This is a genomic window from Mycolicibacterium thermoresistibile (assembly GCF_900187065.1).
Classification (GTDB): Bacteria; Actinomycetota; Actinomycetes; order Mycobacteriales; family Mycobacteriaceae; genus Mycobacterium; species Mycobacterium thermoresistibile.
Genome location: NZ_LT906483.1, coordinates 41,858 through 57,452 on the forward strand (window position 1 = coordinate 41,858; position 15,595 = coordinate 57,452).

A 15,595-nucleotide genomic window follows, 5' to 3' on the forward strand; every position below is an offset into this window, starting at 1 on the left:
GCATGTGTTTGGGCATCCCGGGGCGGATCGTCGAGATCTGGGATGAGGACAGCGGCGCCCGGATGGCGCGGGTGGCGTTCCCCGGGGAGGAGCGCACCGCGTGTCTGGCGTATCTGCCCGACCTGCAGGTCGGCGACTACACGATCCTGCACGCCGGGTTCGCGTTGACCCGCCTCGACGAGGACCAGGCCGAACTCACCCTGGCGACCATGGCCGAATACGGGGTGTTCGGCGACGGATCGGCGGTGACGGCGTGATCACCACCGCAGTCGACCGGGGCCTCGACGCGGATCTGGCCGCCGATCTGGCCGCGGCCGCCCTGACCCTGGCGCGCCGGTTCTCCGCGGAGGCCACCATGTGGTGCCTGGCACCCGGCTGGGAGCCGCACGCGCAGCACGTCGCGGTGGAGTTCGTGCACCCGGTGATCGTGGGTAAACGGGCGCTGCCCGCGGTCGCGGTGACCGGTGCCGATCCGGTCGGCGCGCTGCGGATGTCGGTGCGGCCCGGCGACATCGTGCTGGCCGTCTGCGGCGCCGACCATCCCGATGTGCGGTCGGCCATGCTGCGTGCCCCGGCCTGGGGCGCCACCACGGTGTGGATCGGCCACGGGGCCCGGCCGCCGGCCGGCGCCGCGGACCACGTGCTGTGGCTGGACGACCCGGACCCGCGCATCCCCGCCACCGGCGGGTTCGTGCTGCTGTACCACCTGCTGTGGGAACTCACCCACGTCTGCTTCGAACATCCGGGGCTGCTGCGGGAACCGGAGTGCACCGACGAGGTGTGCATCACCTGCAGTGACGACGGCTGTCTGGCCGAGGTGATCGACTCCCCCGGCTCCCCCGGCTGCCCGGGCGGCGTCGGCGGGGTCGTGGCCCGCACCGCCGAGGGCACCGTGACGGTCGACACCTCGCTGGTCGGGCCGGTGGACGCCGGTGACCTGTTGCTGGTGCACGCCGGCCTGGCGATCAGCAAGGTCACCGACGACACCCGCGATGCCGTCACCGGTGACGGGGAGGTGGGCCGATGACCGCGTGGGATGTCCCCTCCCCCAGCGCATCCGGCACATCCGGGGACGGGACCGACTTCCTGTACCCGTTCATCGAGTCCCAGGAGTCCGACCCGCAGACCCTGCTGGCCGACCTGGCCGCGTCCGCGCAGGCGAAGGCCGCCGAGAGCGCCGCCCTGCGGCGCACCACGCTGGCCGCCAACGCCGACCTGCTCAACACCGCCGCCGCCGAGATGGCACGCCGGTTCACCGCCGGCGGCCGGCTGTTCACCTTCGGCAACGGCGGCAGTTCGACCGACGCCGCGACGCTGGCGACGTTGTTCGCCGGCCCGCCGACCGGACGGCCGCTGCCGGCCTGGTGCCTGACCGCCGATCAGGCGGTGCTCACCGCACTGGGCAACGACGTCGGGTTCGAGTTGATCTTCGCCCGCCAGCTGATCGCCCGCGCCCGCCACCAGGACATCGCGATCGCGTTGTCCACCAGCGGCAGCTCCGCGGACCTCACCGCGGCGATGCGGGAGGCCCGGCGGCGCGGCCTGTACACCATCGGCCTCGCCGGCTACGACGGCGGCCAATTCGCCGAAAGTCCGGACGTCGACGCGTGTTTCGTGGTCAGGTCACAGAGCGTGCACCGGATCCAGGAAGCCCAGGCGCTGCTCGGATATCAGCTCTGGGCCCTGGTTCAACAGAACGTCCAGGCGCAGCCGGTGCGGCAGAAGGGAGCCCGAGATGGCTGAGGCAGAGGCCCGGGTCATCGAACGGATCGAGTCGTTCCGCCGGCGGCGGCCGCGGCTGCGGGACGAGATCGTCACCCTGGCGCACGGCGCCGGCGGCAAGGCCTCGGCCGCGCTGGTCGACGCGGTGTTCGTGGAGGCGTTCCGCAATCCGCTGCTGGAGTCGCTCGGCGACGGTGCGGTGCTGCCCCTGCCCGACGGGCGGCGGATGGCGATGTCCACCGATTCGTTCGTGGTGCAGCCGCTGCGGTTCCCCGGCGGTTCGATCGGGCACCTCGCGGTGCACGGCACGGTCAACGACCTGGCCATGGCGGGGGCGGTGCCGTCCTGGATCAGCGCGGCGTTCGTGCTCGAGGAGGGTTTCCCGGTCTCCGAGCTGAAGGAGATCGTCGCCGACATGGCGGACGCGGCCGCGGCGGCCGGCGTCCAGATCGTCACCGGCGACACCAAGGTGGTGGCCAGGGGCGCGGCCGACGGGCTGTTCGTCACCACCGCCGGTGTCGGGTTGATCCCGGCCGGCCGTGAACTGTCCGCCGCCGCGGTCCGGCCCGGCGACCGGGTGCTGATCTCCGGGTCGATGGGGGAGCACGGCATGGCGGTGATGCTGGCCCGCGGCGATCTGGCGATCGACGCCGACATCTGCTCGGACACCGCGGCGGTCAGCGGGCTGGTGGAGACGCTGCTGGCCGCCGCGCCGTCGACCCGCTGGCTGCGTGACCCGACCCGCGGCGGGGTCGGAACGGTGTGCAACGAACTGGCCCGCGCCGCCAACGTCGGGGTGGTACTCGACGAGGAGCGGCTGGTGGTGCGGCCCGAGGTCGCCGCGGCCTGCGAGATGCTCGGCATCGACCTGCTCTACGTCGCCAACGAGGGCAAGTTCCTGGCCGTCGTCGCCGCCGAGGAGGTGGACGCCGCGCTGGCCGCGCTGCGCGCGCACCCGTTGGGCGCCGACGCCGCCGAGATCGGCGAGATCACCACCGAACCCGCCGGCACCGTGGTGCTGCGCACCGCCTTCGGCGGCAGCCGCATCGTCGACATGTTGGTGGGGGATCCGCTGCCACGGATCTGCTGAAACGAAACGGAGAGGATGCCCATGTGCCTCGGGATCCCCGGGCGGATCGTCGAGATCACCGACGCCGAGAACGGTTTGGCGAAGGTGGATGTCAGCGGTGTGCAACGCGTGATCAGCGTGCGGCTGTTGGAGCAGCCACCGGAGCCGGACGACTGGGTGCTGGTGCACGTCGGATTCGCGATGGCCAAGATCGACGAGACCGAAGCCCTGCTGACGTTGGCGGCGGTACAGAAGCTCGGCGAGGCCTACGACTCCGAACTCGAAGGTCTCGACTCATCCTCGATCATCTGAAAGCGAGCGGGCAACATGCGATTCGTCGACGAGTTCCGTGATCCGGCCGCGGCCCGGAAGTTGTTGGCCGCCATCGAGGTCCTCGCCGCCGGCGGCGAGGACGGGGCGCCGTTCAAGTTCATGGAGGTGTGCGGCGGGCACACCCACACCATCTACCGGCACGGCATCGAACATCTGCTGCCGCCGACGGTGGAGCTGGTGCACGGCCCGGGCTGCCCGGTGTGCGTCATCCCGATGGGACGCATCGACGACGCGATGTGGCTGGCCGCGCAACCGGACGTGATCTTCACCAGCTTCGGCGACATGATGCGGGTCCCGGGCTCGAACGGGTCACTGCTGGACGCCAAGGCCCGCGGCGCCGACGTGCGGTTCGTCTACTCACCGCTGGACGCGCTGAAGATCGCCGTCGACAATCCGGACAAACGGGTCGTCTACTTCGCGATCGGATTCGAGACCACCGCCCCGTCCACCGCGGTGACCCTGCTACGGGCCACCGAACTGGGGCTGCGCAACTTCAGTGTGTTCTGCAACCACGTCACGATCGTGCCGCCGATCAAGGCCATTCTGGAGTCCCCGGATCTGCGGCTGTCCGGGTTCCTCGGGCCCGGGCACGTGTCCACGGTGGTCGGCATCCGGCCCTACCGGTTCGTCCCCGAGGTGTACCGGAAGCCGTTGGTGGTGGCCGGATTCGAACCGCTCGACATCCTGGCGGCGGTCGCGATGCTGCTGCGCCAGATCCGCGAGGGCCGGTGCGAGGTGGAGAACCAGTACTCCCGCATCGTGGCGCCGCAGGGCAACCCGGCCGCGCTGGGCATGCTGGCCAGGGTGTTCGAGCTGCGACCGCATTTCGAGTGGCGCGGGCTGGGCTTCATCTCGCAGAGCGCGCTGAAGCTGCGCGACGAATTCGCCGACTACGACGCCGAGCGGTTGTTCGACATGCCCGGCGTGCGGGTGGCCGACCCGAAGGCCTGCCAGTGCGGTGAGGTGCTCAAGGGTGTGCTGCGCCCGTGGGAGTGCAAGGTGTTCGGCACCGCGTGCACACCGGAGACCCCGATCGGCACCTGCATGGTGTCCTCGGAGGGCGCCTGCGCGGCGTACTACAACTTCGGCCGGCTGCACCGCGACGCGGCCACGCTCGTGGGGCAGGCCGGGCGGGGGTGACGGCCGTGGGTCCCCCGACCGCCGCGGTCCCGACCGGCGCCGAATCGGACGGTGTGCTGATGTTCGCCCGGTACGCCTACGCGCCGAATCAGCTCGGCTACTGCGGCCCGGTGGAGAGCGCGGCGCTGCGCAGCGGCTCGGAGCAGCGCATCCGGGCGGCGGCCCGCCGGTTCTCCGGCGCCTGGCCGTATCTGCAGGTGCTGGCCCGGCTGACCGGTATCGCCGACCCGCTGGATTCCCGGCTGGTGCGGGCGTACTGGCTGGGTGGCGGGGTGTGCGACCAGCTGGATCCGGCCGAGTTCTACGCCGAACTGCTGGCGGTGATCGGACCGCAGGCCGGCCACTACTGGACGCATCTGACCCCGGAGCTGGCCGCGGAGGCCACCGGCAACCACTGCTTCCACGTGTTCGGGGTCTATCCGTGGTCGCGGCTGCTGGGTCGGGGCATGGACGAACATCCGGTGCATGTGCTGGACAGCTGCCGGATCACCCCGGCCGAGGTGCTGGACCGCGACGGGGATCAGATCGTGGTCCGCAGCCGGCCGCTGCTGTTCGAGGACCGGCGGTTGCGGCTCGGCGAGCCCACCACCCGGACGGTGGCCGTGTCGGTCGACGGGCACAGTGCGCTGCCCGATGTGGCGGCCGGTGACCGGATCGCCCTGCACTGGGACTGGATCTGCGGTCGGCTCGAGCCGGAGCAGATCGCGAGCCTGGACACGTCGACCGAGCGGCAGCTGGAGCTGACCAACCGCCGGCTGGGGGTGGAGCTGTCATGAGGCCACGCATCGTCCAGACCGACGACCAGATCGGCTTCCACTGGGTCACCCCGGCCGGCGCAGCGACCACGCTGCGCGAGCTGGTGGTCGACGATGACGAACCGGATCGGTTGGTGGCCACGCACATCGAGGCGCTCGACGATGCGTTGATCATCGCCGCCGAACGGTTCGGCGAACTCCTCGGTGGCGGCAGGCCGCCGCGGGATCAGCAGGAGCGCGACGGGCTGTCGGAACTGCACCGGGTGTTGGACCTGCTGTGTTTCGACTACGCGGCGGCGCTGGACGCGGCGGGACTGACGGCCGATGTGCGGGCCGGTCAGATCATCGGGACGGCGACGCTGTTCTCGATCTGCGCCCGCCGGCCGTTGGGGCTGCTCGGGCCGGCACCGTTCGACGGGGAGCTCGACGATCCGGCGCTCGGGGTGGTCGCGGGTTTCGGGGAGATGCACCAGGTCGATCCGCGGCGACCGTGGCTCGGCGGCCGCTGGCTGGTGCGCACCGAGTCGGGCCGGCGGTTCCCGTTGACGCTGTCGATGCTGTTGTTCGACAGCTCCGGGGTCAACAAGGACGCGGCCCGCGTCGAGCATCTGGACGCCATCGAGCGGGTATTGACCGCCGCCGACCGTCCGGAGGCCGATCCGCTCGCGGTGGCGTGCGCGTTGGACTGGTTGTTGTACGACTGGCTGATGGCGCACCGGGCCGACCAGGACAGCGCCGAGATCGTCATGCCCAAACGCCACGAATCCGATGCCGGTCTGCTGGTGCGGGCCGCCGCCGCGTCGGTCGCCGCCCGCGCGACCGTCGATCCGGGCCTCGGAGTGCCGGCCCGTCAGTTCGGATAGAACACCGGATAGAGCACCGTGGGGTCCGTCCCGGACCCGGCGGCCGCCGGTGGTGCCGGGGGAACCGACGCCGGCGCGACCTCCGCGGGCGGGGCCGGCTGGAGTGGGTGCGCCTCCCCCGGTGCGCCGGGACCGGACGGGCCGCAGCCGGCCAGGATGCGGGCGATCGCATCGTGTTCGGCCTGCGTCATCCACAGGCCGTACGCGGATTTGATGTCGACGATGCGGCTGACGTAGGTGCAGCGGTAGGACCGGTTGGGTGGCAGCCAGGTCGCCGCATCCCCGTCACCCTTCTGCTGGTTGGCCCACCCGGCGGTGGCCTGCAGGTTCATCGGATCGTTGGCGAAATTGCGCCGTTTCACCTCGTCCCACTGCTGGGCGCCCTTCTGCCAGGCGTCCGATAACGCGACGACGTGGTCGATCTGCACCTCGGCGGAGGTGTCCCGGCCGCGCCGGAACTCGATCGTGGTCCCGGTGTAGGGGTCGTGCAGGGTGCCGGACAGTACCGCGCACCCGTTGGAGCCCGGCCGCAGTTCGATGTCGACCAGGTCGCGGCGCAGGATGTCGTTTCGGGTGTCACAGCCGTTGCGGCCGCCGGGCACGGACACGTCGTCGGTCCACCGCTCGCCGAACTGCCGGCGGTCGTAGCCGGTCTTCGGTGCCCGGCCCTTGATCGGAATGGTCGCCAGCTTCTCCAGCGCCTCGTTGGATTGCTGCTCGATCCGGTGCGGTTCGCCGGTGTCGGCCGGGGCGGGGGCAGGGGGACCGGCAGCCGAGCCGGTGGGTGGCTCCGCGACCGTGGGGAACGACGCACCGGGACCGTCGGCCGCACAACCGACCGCCAACGCGGCCGCGACCACGGCGGCGGCCACCGCGTACCAGCGGCTGCTGGTTTGCTGCATGTTCGCCAGTCTCCTGTTGTCCGTCGACTGTTCAGCCGACCTTCACGTCGAACGAGCCCCAGCGTAGGCGTCAGGTCCGACATGCGCGGGTGCGGTCGCGTCGCACCGTCGCACCGTGTAGGCACATGGATATGGGTGATTACTGGTCGTCAGTGCTGCTGATCGCGGCCCTGTTGTTGCTCAACGCGGTGTTCGCGGGCAGCGAGATCGCGCTGATCTCCCTGCGCGAGGGGCAGCTCCGGCAGCTCGAACGCCGCGGCGGTCGCACCGCCCGGACCCTGGTGCGGTTGGCCCGCGACCCGAACCGTTTCCTGGCGACCATTCAGATCGGCATCACCCTGTCGGGATATCTGGCGTCGGCGGCCGCCGCGGTCACCCTGGCGCAGCCGCTGATCGGGATGCTCGGATTCCTTGGCACCGCCGCGCCCGCGGTGGGCATCGGCCTGGTCACCCTGATCCTGACGTTCATCACGCTGGTGGTCGGTGAGCTGGCTCCCAAGCGGCTGGCCATGCAGCACGCCCAGCGCTGGGCGCTGCTGGTGGCGCGGCCGCTGAACGTGATCGCCGGGTTCTCCCGCCCGGTGGTGTGGCTGCTGAGCAAGGCGACCAACCTGGTGGTGCGGCTGCTCGGCGGCGACCCCGACATCCGCCAACAACCCCTCACCCCGGAGGAGTTGCGGGATCTGGTCGCCGGTCACCGCGGGCTGACCAGCGAACAGCGGATGATCATCAGCGGCGCGTTGGAGATCAACGAACGCACGCTGCGGGAGGTCGTGGTGCCGCGGCTGGCGGTGGTCACCCTGGGGGCCGACATGCCGGTCGTGGAAGCCCGCAGGGTGCTGGCCGAGGCCGGGCATCAACGCGCCCCGGTGGTGCGCAACGCGAGCCTCGACGAGGTGGTCGGGGTGGTTCACCTGCGGGATCTGCTCGGCGACGAGGGCATCACCGCCGACGTCGCGCGTCCGGTGGTGCGGTTTCCGGACTCGCTGCGGGTGTCGGAGGCGTTGCGCCGGTTCAAGGCGGAGCGGGAGCAGTTCGCCGTCGTCCTCGACGAACACGGCGGCGCCGAGGGCATCATCACGCTCGAGGATCTGCTGGAGGAGATCGTCGGCGAGATCTACGACGAGGCCGACAGCGATGTGCAGCAGGTGCAGAACCTCCCCGACGGCAGCGTGGTGTTGCCGGGCACCTTCCCGATCCACGATCTGACCGACATCGGCGTCGATCTCGGTCCGGCCGCCGAGGGTGACTTCACCACGATCGCGGGCCTGGTGCTGGATGCGTTGGGCCGCATCCCGACCGAACCGGGCGACTGCGTCGAACTGCCGGACTGGGCGGTCGAGGTGACCGCGGTGGCCCAGCACACGATCACCGAGGTGCGTCTCATTCCTCGGCGCACCGCGGGCCCGAAAACCGACCAATAGCCACCCGAAAGCGGACCAACAGCCTTCACAGTCTCCGCGAACGTGCATTCCGCGCGGAAAATGGGCGGATGGACCGCAGCAGTTGCACGTTCGGCGCGGCGAGTCGGCAGCACGGGGCCGGCCCCGATCGGCGCGGCGCTGGAACCGGTGCGGCGAGCCGGCCCGATCGCGTGAGCGGCGAGACCGCTTCGTGACCTGACCGGGTCCGAACCGAGGCCGGTTTCCCCTGCGCGGCAGATCGGGACCGTGACCTTGGCTTCCGACACTGAACCCATGCCTGTCGAAGAAACCATGTGGAACCTCCCCGTCACCCGGGATCAGGAACGGCGCGGGCTGGAACCGCTGCGCGCGGTGCTGGCCGAGATGATCGCCAGACGGCTGCCGCCGGGTAAGCGGTTGCGCCGGGTGGTCACCTGGTGCGCCGACGGCGGCGGCCTGTTCCGCCCGCGCGCCTACACCCGGATGTACGCCGTGGCCTACGAAGTGGAATTCGCGCTCTGACGACTGCCCCCACCGCGGCCGGCCGGCAGCCGAACCTGCCAAGATGACCGCGTGGGCAAGAACGAACGGGCGAAGATCGTCATGACCGACGACGAGATCGCCGAATTCATCGAACGCAGTCGCACCGCCACGTTGGCAACGCTGTTGCCGGACGGTCGGCCGCATCTGGTGGCGATGTGGTACGGCGTGATCGACGGCGACATCTGGTTCGAGACCAAGGCCAAGTCGCAGAAGGCGGTCAACCTGCGCCGCAACCCGACCCTCACCGTGTTGATCGAGGACGGGCACACCTACAACACGTTGCGCGGTGTCTCCATCGACGGCACCGCGGAGATCGTCGACGACGATCCCGACATGCTGCTCCGCGTCGGGATCAGCGTGTGGGAGCGCTACACCGGGCCGTACACCGAGGACATGAAGCCCTACGTCGAACAGATGATGAACAAGCGGATCGCGGTGCGGGTCAAGGCCTCCCGGTACCGCAGCTGGGACCACCGCAAACTCGGTCTGCCCGACATGCCGGTGGCCGGCAGCACCGCGAAGTATCTGACCGATGGTGCCTGAACGACCCAAGCAGCTGGACTCGCCGCTGCTGCCGGTGATCTTCCGCTACGCCACCCGCGCGCAGGTGTGGGTGTACCGCAGGACCGGCGGACGGATCGGCGGTAAGTGGCGCATCGGCGCGGGTTTCCGCAAGCCGGTGCCGACGCTGCTGCTCGAACACCGCGGCCGCAGATCCGGCAAGACCTTCGTCGTCCCGTTGCTGTACATGCGCGACGGCGACGACGTCATCGTGGTCGCCTCCCAGGGCGGGCGGCGGGAGAACCCGCAGTGGTACCGCAACCTGGTGGTCGACCCCGATGTGCACATCGAGATCGGCGGGCAGCGGTTGCCGGTGCGGGCGCGCACCGCGACGCCCGAGGAGCGGGCCCGGCTGTGGCCGCGGCTGGTCGAGCTGTACGCCGACTTCGACACGTATCAGAGCTGGACCGACCGCGAGATCCCGGTGGTCATCCTGCAGCCCCGTTAGGCCGAATTCCGCCGAGCTTCTCCACCTCGTCGAGGGTGGGCGCCCGGAAGCCGCCGTGCGCCAGCCCGGTGGCCATCGCGCTGCCGATCGGGCCGCGCCGGTCGAACAGCGTGGCCACCCCGGTGGCGATGCCGGCGTGGCTGTAGTGGGTGACCGCGGACAGGCCGATGTCCGGGCCGTCCGGCAGCCGGCTCAGTGTCAGCGTGTAGTCCGGGTTGATGTAGTACAGCCCGGCGTCGCCGAACTGGGTCAGTGAGCTGGTGATGTCGCCGGCCAGTGCCGCCCGGGTGAACGGGGTCAGGTCCACACCGTCGATCAGCGGGTTCAGCTCTCGCACCCAGCCGTGCTTCGGCCCGACGTACTGCCACGGTGTGAAATCCGGACCGGCGGTGGGGTTGTCGAGGTCCGCCCCGTACAGCCAGAACGCCATTCCTCCGGCGAAGCCGGTGTCGGGGAACCGCGACGGCCGCGGCGGCACGTCGACCGGGGTGCTCCACACCTTGCCGGGTGGATGGTCGCCGGGCCGCAGGAGCAGCGTGCTGGCGCGGGACACCACGGTGTCGTCCTGAACGATTTCGCTGTCCACCAGCCGCAGCCGGCTGCTCGAGCGCACCACGGTGGTGCGCAGCCGCATCGGGGCCAGGGCCACCGGCCGTAACAGGTCGACGGTGAACCGGGTGGGGTGGAAGTCGGCGTCCCAGGCGTCGCGTTCCACGGCGTGGGCCAGCAGTCCGCCGATGAAGGTGCCGCTGAGCTGGTCGCCCCACGGACCCTTGGTGAGCGGTGACGGAATGTACCGGTCACCGTCGATACCGAAGTAGGCGGCTCTCGTTGCTGAGGTGCTCATCGGGGCCGACCCTACCGAGGGCCGGTCCGCCGCCGGATAGCTGGGCTAAGAATCGGCGAGGCGGCGATGCTCCTCGGTCGCGGCGTCGGTGACGTCGGTGTATTCGGGGTGCTTGCCGACGTAGTTCTGCACCATCTGACACACCGGCACGATCCGCAGTCCGGCGTCGCGGGTCTGCCGCAGCGCCTCGCCGATGAGGATGGTGGCCAGACCGCGGCCCTCGAAGGCGCTGTCGACGGTGGTGTGGGTGAAGACGCGTTGGTCGCCGTGGTCGATGAAGTCGGCGCTGCCCACCGACTTGTTCTTGACCGCGATGGTGAACCGGCCGTCACCCGGTGCGACGGTGGTGGGGGCGCCGGTCTTGTCGGTGGTCATGGCGGTTTCTCCTCATGTCTGCTTCGTCATGTCTGCTTCGTCGACGACACACCGCGGCGGTTTGGTGTCAGCAGGTGGCACCGATCCGCCGCAGTGTCACGTTCCAGTGGGGTTTTCGCGGGGCCGCAGCCTGGCGTGCGGCAGCGGCGGGGCCGGCAGCCGGGGGCGCGGTCCGCGGTAGCCGTCGACGGCGCCGAACCGCTCGCTGCGCTCCTCCCACTCCCGGCGGTAGCGGACGATCTCGTCGTGGCTGCGGCCGACGAAGTTCCACCACATCAGGATCTGCTCGGGAAACGGCGGACCCCCGAACAGCATCAGCCGCGCCGGCCGCCCGCCCCGGTTGACGATCGCCAACCGGTGATGGCCGGGCGGCTGGTAGAGCAGCTCGGCGGGCCGAAGCGCGGCGCCGGCGACCGTGACCTCGCCGGTGTCGAGCAGCACCCCGTGTTCGAAGCCGGGGTCGATGTCGAGGGTGAGCCGCCCGTTCGGGTACAGGTCGATCTGGGCGCCGAGCAGCGGGGTGAAGGTGGGAACGGGGGAGCGGGCGCCGGCCAGGTCGCCCAGAAACACCAGCAGCCTCGCGTCGTCGAGTTCGTGCGGCCGCGGGACGAAGTGGATGAAGTCGCGGGCGGTGTCGCGGTCGGAGTCGGGGAGCGCCACCCACAGCTGCACCCCGTGCAGGACCTCGGTCGCGGCGGTGGACACCTCGGAGTGGCAGATCCCGCGTCCGGCGGTCATCAGGTTCAGTTCGCCGGGCCGCACCATGGCGTGCACGCCGCCGCTGTCGCGGTGTTCGATCTCCCCAGCGAACAGCCAGCTGACGGTCTGCAAACCGGTGTGCGGGTGCGGTGCGACGTCCATTCCGGGACCGGTGCGCACATCCTGGGGCCCGTAGTGATCGATGAAGCACCACGCCCCGATCAGGGACCGTTTCCGTTGCGGCAGGGTGCGACGGACCGGCATGGCCCGCGGACCGCCCAGCGGAACCTCCCGCGGCCGTAGCACCGCACCGGTGAACGGCTCGACGCCGCAGGTGACCTCGACGGGGGCGGTCTCGGTGTTGCTCATCCATGCAGGTATACCCCGGAAATGGCGGGCCGATCGGATTAGCATCGACGCCCATGGGTGAAGTGACCGCCGGGCTCACGGCAGCGGACGTGCGGAACACGCGTTTCGAGAAGCCCGGCTGGGGGCGGCGCGGATACCACCCGAAAGCGGTGGATGACTTGTTGATGCTGGTGGCCAGGCGCCTCGACGGGCGTGGTTATCTGTGCGCCGACGATCTGCGCGGCCTGCGATTTCCCAAGGCGCCGTTGTTGCGGCGCGGTTATGACCGCGCTGCGGTCGATGAGTTCCTGGAGCGGATGACGGCCGCCGTCGCGGCTCTGGAGACCAACGGCTGACGACGGAAAAGACGACCACGGTGCCGGCTGACTCCCGGCGAGTGGTCGCTCGCAGCGACGATTCTTACTGTGAGCCCGGGTCAGGTCCGGCACCGTCACCTGCTGCAACGGGGTGCCGGCGCGCGGTATTCCACGGCTGGGCGGGATCGGACGGTGGCAGAACTGGCGGAATCGTGTGGGCCTGGGTATCACTGAACTGACGCCGCCGCAAATGAAGACGGCGTCTCCAGCAAGTCCACGCACCTGATAACTTTCCCTAGCGAGTGACGACTGTGCTAGCCAACCGATTCAGGAGCGAAACTGTGAAGATCACGACCTCTTTCTTCGCCGCGGCGGGTCTGGCCGTCGCCGGTGCCATCGCCGGGGTGGCGACCGCCTCGGCGGAGAGCGCGCCCGATGTGACCACCGCCGAGATCGGTGAGCAGGCGAAGCTGCAGAACGGCGATGTCGTTCAGGGCTGGACCATCACGGATCTCAAGCCCAGCTCCGACGAGATCCCCTACGAGGTGCAGGGCACCCTCTGGGAGGCCACCGCCACCGATGAGGCGATCCAGGGCACTGTCATTCCGATCGTTTCGAATCTGAACGCACGGTCCGCGGACGGCGAGAACTACCGGGTGTTGTTCCAGGTGCCCACGCCGCAGGGGGTCAACCCCGAGGCGCTGGCCGAGGGGGAGAAGACCACCGGCAAGGTGTACTTCGACGTGACCGGCCAGCCGCCGGAGAGCGTGGTGTACAACGACGGCGAGAAGGACCTGGTGGTCTGGGTGAAGCCGGAGGAGTCGACCGGAACCGGCCAGTCGTCGGCGGCGCAGACCAGCACCCGCCCGGCTCCGGCGAGCTCCGGGTCGTCCAGCACGGACGCCGAGTCCGACACCGAATCCGACACCGAATCCGATGCCGCCGATGAGGCGCCCGAGGGCGCCGAGGCGGATGCCGCTGCGGTTCCCGCGGGCAGCTCGGGCACTCCGCTGCCGGCCGGCAGCTCGGGTACCCCGCTGAACGCCGACACCCAGGCGGCGGAGGGCGCACAGGCCACTGCCGAGGACGCCGAGTCCGCCACCACCGAGGGGACCGAGGCCGCCGAGTCCAGCGCCGAGGGCGCCGAGGGTGCCGAGGGTGCCGAGGGTGAGGCCACCCCGTCGACTGGTGGCGTCGCGGCCGCTCCGGTGCCGGCCGGTAGCTCGGGCACCCCGCTGCCGGACGCCGCTGCCCGGCCGGCCGGCCAGGGCACCCCGCTGCCCGACGCCCCGCACGGCCCGGGCGCGCACAACGCGGAGGCGGCCGAGGCTCCGGCCCCGGGTGAGTCGACCGGCGAGGCGGCTCCGACCACCACGCCGGTGCCTGCCCCGGCGTCCTGATCTCACTCAGGAGTGGGTGGTCCACCAGGCATAGAGCTCATCGAGCGTGGGCCCTTGTGGACCGGAATGGACGGCGCTGACCACCAGGTTGGCGTCGTCCGTCCACGCCACCAGCGGCTCGTTCTGCTGAATCCCGCAGAACAGCGTGCCGCTGATCCGGTCCGGGGTGGCGTTGCGGCGCCACGGCCCCGGTGACTGGATGAAATTGGGGCAGTTCACGGTGGCCGACGCGGCGATGATCTCGTCGAACGCCCGTTGCATGGCGGCCTCGTCCCGCGCCAGCGTGTAGGTGGCGGTCGGCGGGCCGCCCGGGTCGGTGTTCTCCCGGCACACCACCTGGGCCAGGGCCCCTTCCGGGGCGGGCACCGGGCCGCAGGCGCCGGCCGAATAACCGGGCGGCAACATCGTCAGCAACCGGTTCTCCGCGGCGGTGTCCCGGGGCGGCGACGTCGTTTCGGCGGTGTCGTCGGCCCGGGCGCCGTCGGCCTGGTCGGTGCCCGACGGGCTCAGCAGCCAGAACGCCAGGCCACCGAGGACGGCGACGGCGGCCACCCCCGCCACCCCGGCGATCAGCCGGCGCCGATTCGGTTGTGCGCCGCCCGCGGACGGGGTGGTGATCCGGGGCGACACCGGGGGCGGCGGGCCGGCCGGCGGATAGCCGCCGTGCGGCTGTGGCGCCCCGGTCCACTGCAGGTTCTGGCCGGGGCTGACCCCGACGGGCGGCACGACGGAGGGTGACACGCCGAACTGGGGTTGCGGGCGGGGCGGCGGCATCGGGGGCGGCGCTTCCCGCACGGCGTCGGGTGGGGGTGCGGCCTCCCGCACCGCCTCCGCTGCGGCGCGGGCGAACTCCCGGGCGGTCTGGAACCGCTGGGCGGGGTCTTTGGCCAACGCCTTGGCGACCACCCAGTCCAGCTGCGGCGACGACCACGGCACGAACTCGGAGAGCTTCGGCGGCTCCTGGTGCAGGTGTGCCAGCATGATCGCGGCCGGGCCTTCGGCGTCGTGAAAGGGTTTGCGCCCGCTGAGCATCCGGAACAGCGTGCAGCCCAGCGAGTACAGATCGGCCCGGCCGTCGATGGCCCCGCCGGCGATCACCTCCGGCGCCGCGTACGCCAGGGTCGCGATCAGCGAGTTGTCCATCGCGGCGTTGCCGTCGTCGAGGGCGCGGGCCACCCCGAAGTCGCTGAGCAGCACCTTCTCGTCGTCGCCGGGATCGTCGGACAGCAGGAAGTTGGCGGGTTTCACGTCGTGGTGCACGACGTTGCGCTGGTGGGCGTAGTCCAGCGCCTTGGCGACCTCGCTGACGATGTGGGTGGCGCGCCACGGGGTCATGGTCTCGGCCCGCAACGCGGCCTCGGCGTCGGTTCCGGGCACGTACTGCATGGCGATCCACAGCTGGCCCTCTTCGGTTTCCCCGCGGGCGTAGATCGACACGATGTTGGGGTGGTCGAGCACCGACGCCACATCGGCTTCCTTGATGAAGCGTTCCCGGAAGCCGGGATCCTGGGACAGCTCGGTGCTGAGCACCTTGAGGGCATCGTGCCGCGGCAGCGTGGGATTCTTGGCCAGGTAGACGGTCCCCATTCCACCGGTGCCCAGAATGCCCTCGATGCGGTAGCCCGCCACCATGGATCCGACCGGAAGCATGGTTAAAGCATCGCGCACGCCGTCATCGTGGGCAGCGCGGGTCTGGAAATCGATGCACAGGGTGTCGGTCCGCACCGCACACCGTCCGCTGACCGCTGCCGCCGGGTGAGGTTTCAGCAAAACGTTCAGCAAAACGTTCAGCAAAACGTTCAGCAAAACGTTCAGCAAAACGAGGTGTTGCCCCGCCGCAGCCGACCCCTCGTGAACAGCTACGGAAGGG

At 70.5% G+C, this 15,595-nt stretch carries 19 protein-coding genes; 14 read left to right on the forward strand and 5 right to left on the reverse strand.

Annotated features, from left to right (window positions below; translation table 11 throughout):
* The first annotated feature begins 2 nt into the window (after positions 1-2).
* From CKW28_RS00200 to CKW28_RS00235, 8 genes are read left to right on the forward strand one after another with little or no spacing between them, the layout of a single operon-like run.
* Positions 3-257: a HypC/HybG/HupF family hydrogenase formation chaperone gene (locus CKW28_RS00200; protein ID WP_003925675.1), complete on the forward strand. Its 255-nt coding sequence runs from the start codon at positions 3-5 to the stop codon at positions 255-257.
* Positions 254-1,027 (forward strand): hypothetical protein, encoded by a 774-nt coding sequence (locus CKW28_RS00205; RefSeq protein WP_003925676.1) that lies wholly within the window; start codon positions 254-256, stop codon positions 1,025-1,027. Before CKW28_RS00200 ends, CKW28_RS00205 begins: the two co-directional genes overlap by 4 nt.
* Positions 1,024-1,743, forward strand: a complete 720-nt coding sequence (locus tag CKW28_RS00210) for a D-sedoheptulose-7-phosphate isomerase (protein ID WP_003925677.1) — start codon at positions 1,024-1,026, stop codon at positions 1,741-1,743. Before CKW28_RS00205 ends, CKW28_RS00210 begins: the two co-directional genes overlap by 4 nt.
* Positions 1,736-2,812 (forward strand): hydrogenase expression/formation protein HypE, encoded by a 1,077-nt coding sequence (gene hypE / locus CKW28_RS00215; protein WP_003925678.1) that lies wholly within the window; start codon positions 1,736-1,738, stop codon positions 2,810-2,812. The genes CKW28_RS00210 and hypE overlap by 8 nt, the downstream gene beginning before the upstream one ends.
* 21 nt (positions 2,813-2,833) lie before the next feature.
* Positions 2,834-3,103: a HypC/HybG/HupF family hydrogenase formation chaperone gene (locus CKW28_RS00220; RefSeq protein ID WP_003925679.1), complete on the forward strand. Its 270-nt coding sequence runs from the start codon at positions 2,834-2,836 to the stop codon at positions 3,101-3,103.
* A 15-nt stretch (positions 3,104-3,118) separates the two neighbouring features.
* Positions 3,119-4,264, forward strand: coding sequence for a hydrogenase formation protein HypD (hypD, locus tag CKW28_RS00225; RefSeq protein WP_003925680.1), 1,146 nt, complete (start codon positions 3,119-3,121; stop codon positions 4,262-4,264).
* A gap of 59 nt (positions 4,265-4,323) precedes the next feature.
* Entirely contained in the window at positions 4,324-5,040 is a 717-nt protein-coding gene (locus CKW28_RS00230; protein WP_050812028.1) for a DUF6390 family protein, read from the forward strand.
* Entirely contained in the window at positions 5,037-5,882 is an 846-nt protein-coding gene (locus CKW28_RS00235; protein ID WP_003925682.1) for a hypothetical protein, read from the forward strand. The genes CKW28_RS00230 and CKW28_RS00235 overlap by 4 nt, the downstream gene beginning before the upstream one ends.
* On the opposite strand, the gene CKW28_RS00240 is transcribed toward CKW28_RS00235, so the two are convergent.
* Positions 5,870-6,784 (reverse strand): HNH endonuclease family protein, encoded by a 915-nt coding sequence (locus tag CKW28_RS00240; protein WP_003925683.1) that lies wholly within the window; start codon positions 6,782-6,784, stop codon positions 5,870-5,872. The two genes, CKW28_RS00235 and CKW28_RS00240, sit on opposite strands and share 13 nt — an antisense overlap.
* A gap of 131 nt (positions 6,785-6,915) precedes the next feature.
* Here CKW28_RS00240 and CKW28_RS00245 point away from each other — a divergent pair, with 131 nt between their 5' ends.
* The 4 genes from CKW28_RS00245 to CKW28_RS00260 all read left to right on the forward strand — a co-directional run bounded on the left by CKW28_RS00245 (position 6,916) and on the right by CKW28_RS00260 (position 9,739).
* A complete protein-coding gene (locus CKW28_RS00245; protein WP_040547000.1) occupies positions 6,916-8,208 on the forward strand; it encodes a hemolysin family protein in 1,293 nt (430 codons plus the stop codon).
* A gap of 273 nt (positions 8,209-8,481) precedes the next feature.
* Entirely contained in the window at positions 8,482-8,709 is a 228-nt protein-coding gene (locus tag CKW28_RS00250) for a hypothetical protein (protein ID WP_234784941.1), read from the forward strand.
* Positions 8,710-8,760: 51 nt separating this feature from the next.
* Positions 8,761-9,273 carry a pyridoxamine 5'-phosphate oxidase family protein gene (locus CKW28_RS00255; protein WP_003925686.1) on the forward strand — a complete coding sequence of 171 codons (513 nt, stop codon included), beginning with the start codon at positions 8,761-8,763 and terminating at the stop codon, positions 9,271-9,273.
* Entirely contained in the window at positions 9,263-9,739 is a 477-nt protein-coding gene (locus CKW28_RS00260) for a nitroreductase family deazaflavin-dependent oxidoreductase (protein WP_003925687.1), read from the forward strand. The genes CKW28_RS00255 and CKW28_RS00260 overlap by 11 nt, the downstream gene beginning before the upstream one ends.
* On the opposite strand, the gene CKW28_RS00265 is transcribed toward CKW28_RS00260, so the two are convergent.
* The 3 genes from CKW28_RS00265 to CKW28_RS00275 form a co-directional block, all read right to left on the reverse strand.
* The gene (locus CKW28_RS00265) at positions 9,720-10,586 is read right to left on the reverse strand and encodes an acyl-CoA thioesterase domain-containing protein (protein ID WP_003925688.1); all 867 of its coding nucleotides are present in this window, start codon (positions 10,584-10,586) and stop codon (positions 9,720-9,722) included. The genes CKW28_RS00260 and CKW28_RS00265 overlap by 20 nt on opposite strands.
* A gap of 45 nt (positions 10,587-10,631) precedes the next feature.
* A complete protein-coding gene (locus CKW28_RS00270; protein WP_003925689.1) occupies positions 10,632-10,961 on the reverse strand; it encodes a GNAT family N-acetyltransferase in 330 nt (109 codons plus the stop codon).
* A 96-nt stretch (positions 10,962-11,057) separates the two neighbouring features.
* Positions 11,058-12,029, reverse strand: a complete 972-nt coding sequence (locus CKW28_RS00275; RefSeq protein WP_003925690.1) for a pirin family protein — start codon at positions 12,027-12,029, stop codon at positions 11,058-11,060.
* 53 nt (positions 12,030-12,082) lie between these two features.
* On the opposite strand from CKW28_RS00275, the gene CKW28_RS00280 reads away from it, so the two are divergent.
* Positions 12,083-12,364, forward strand: coding sequence for a DivIVA domain-containing protein (locus tag CKW28_RS00280; RefSeq protein WP_003925691.1), 282 nt, complete (start codon positions 12,083-12,085; stop codon positions 12,362-12,364).
* Positions 12,365-12,666: 302 nt separating this feature from the next.
* Positions 12,667-13,725: a DUF1942 domain-containing protein gene (locus tag CKW28_RS00285; protein ID WP_061252242.1), complete on the forward strand. Its 1,059-nt coding sequence runs from the start codon at positions 12,667-12,669 to the stop codon at positions 13,723-13,725.
* 6 nt (positions 13,726-13,731) lie between these two features.
* Here the strand turns inward: CKW28_RS00285 and CKW28_RS00290 are convergent, their stop codons facing one another.
* A complete protein-coding gene (locus tag CKW28_RS00290) occupies positions 13,732-15,450 on the reverse strand; it encodes a serine/threonine-protein kinase (RefSeq protein ID WP_234784940.1) in 1,719 nt (572 codons plus the stop codon).
* Positions 15,451-15,595 lie beyond the last annotated feature (145 nt).

Bases quoted from the DNA above. Each gene is read 5' to 3' on its own strand.
- CKW28_RS00265 (WP_003925688.1), bottom strand. From the start codon at position 10,586: ATGAGCACCTCAGCAACGAGAGCCGCCTACTTCGGTATCGACGGTGAC.
- CKW28_RS00260 (WP_003925687.1), top strand. From the start codon at position 9,263: ATGGTGCCTGAACGACCCAAGCAGCTGGACTCGCCGCTGCTGCCGGTG.
- CKW28_RS00210 (WP_003925677.1), top strand. From the start codon at position 1,024: ATGACCGCGTGGGATGTCCCCTCCCCCAGCGCATCCGGCACATCCGGG.
- CKW28_RS00250 (WP_234784941.1), top strand. From the start codon at position 8,482: ATGCCTGTCGAAGAAACCATGTGGAACCTCCCCGTCACCCGGGATCAG.
- hypD (WP_003925680.1), top strand. From the start codon at position 3,119: ATGCGATTCGTCGACGAGTTCCGTGATCCGGCCGCGGCCCGGAAGTTG.
- CKW28_RS00245 (WP_040547000.1), top strand. From the start codon at position 6,916: ATGGGTGATTACTGGTCGTCAGTGCTGCTGATCGCGGCCCTGTTGTTG.
- CKW28_RS00200 (WP_003925675.1), top strand. From the start codon at position 3: ATGTGTTTGGGCATCCCGGGGCGGATCGTCGAGATCTGGGATGAGGAC.
- CKW28_RS00280 (WP_003925691.1), top strand. From the start codon at position 12,083: ATGGGTGAAGTGACCGCCGGGCTCACGGCAGCGGACGTGCGGAACACG.
- CKW28_RS00235 (WP_003925682.1), top strand. From the start codon at position 5,037: ATGAGGCCACGCATCGTCCAGACCGACGACCAGATCGGCTTCCACTGG.
- CKW28_RS00270 (WP_003925689.1), bottom strand. From the start codon at position 10,961: ATGACCACCGACAAGACCGGCGCCCCCACCACCGTCGCACCGGGTGAC.
- CKW28_RS00275 (WP_003925690.1), bottom strand. From the start codon at position 12,029: ATGAGCAACACCGAGACCGCCCCCGTCGAGGTCACCTGCGGCGTCGAG.
- CKW28_RS00230 (WP_050812028.1), top strand. From the start codon at position 4,324: ATGTTCGCCCGGTACGCCTACGCGCCGAATCAGCTCGGCTACTGCGGC.
- hypE (WP_003925678.1), top strand. From the start codon at position 1,736: ATGGCTGAGGCAGAGGCCCGGGTCATCGAACGGATCGAGTCGTTCCGC.
- CKW28_RS00220 (WP_003925679.1), top strand. From the start codon at position 2,834: ATGTGCCTCGGGATCCCCGGGCGGATCGTCGAGATCACCGACGCCGAG.
- CKW28_RS00240 (WP_003925683.1), bottom strand. From the start codon at position 6,784: ATGCAGCAAACCAGCAGCCGCTGGTACGCGGTGGCCGCCGCCGTGGTC.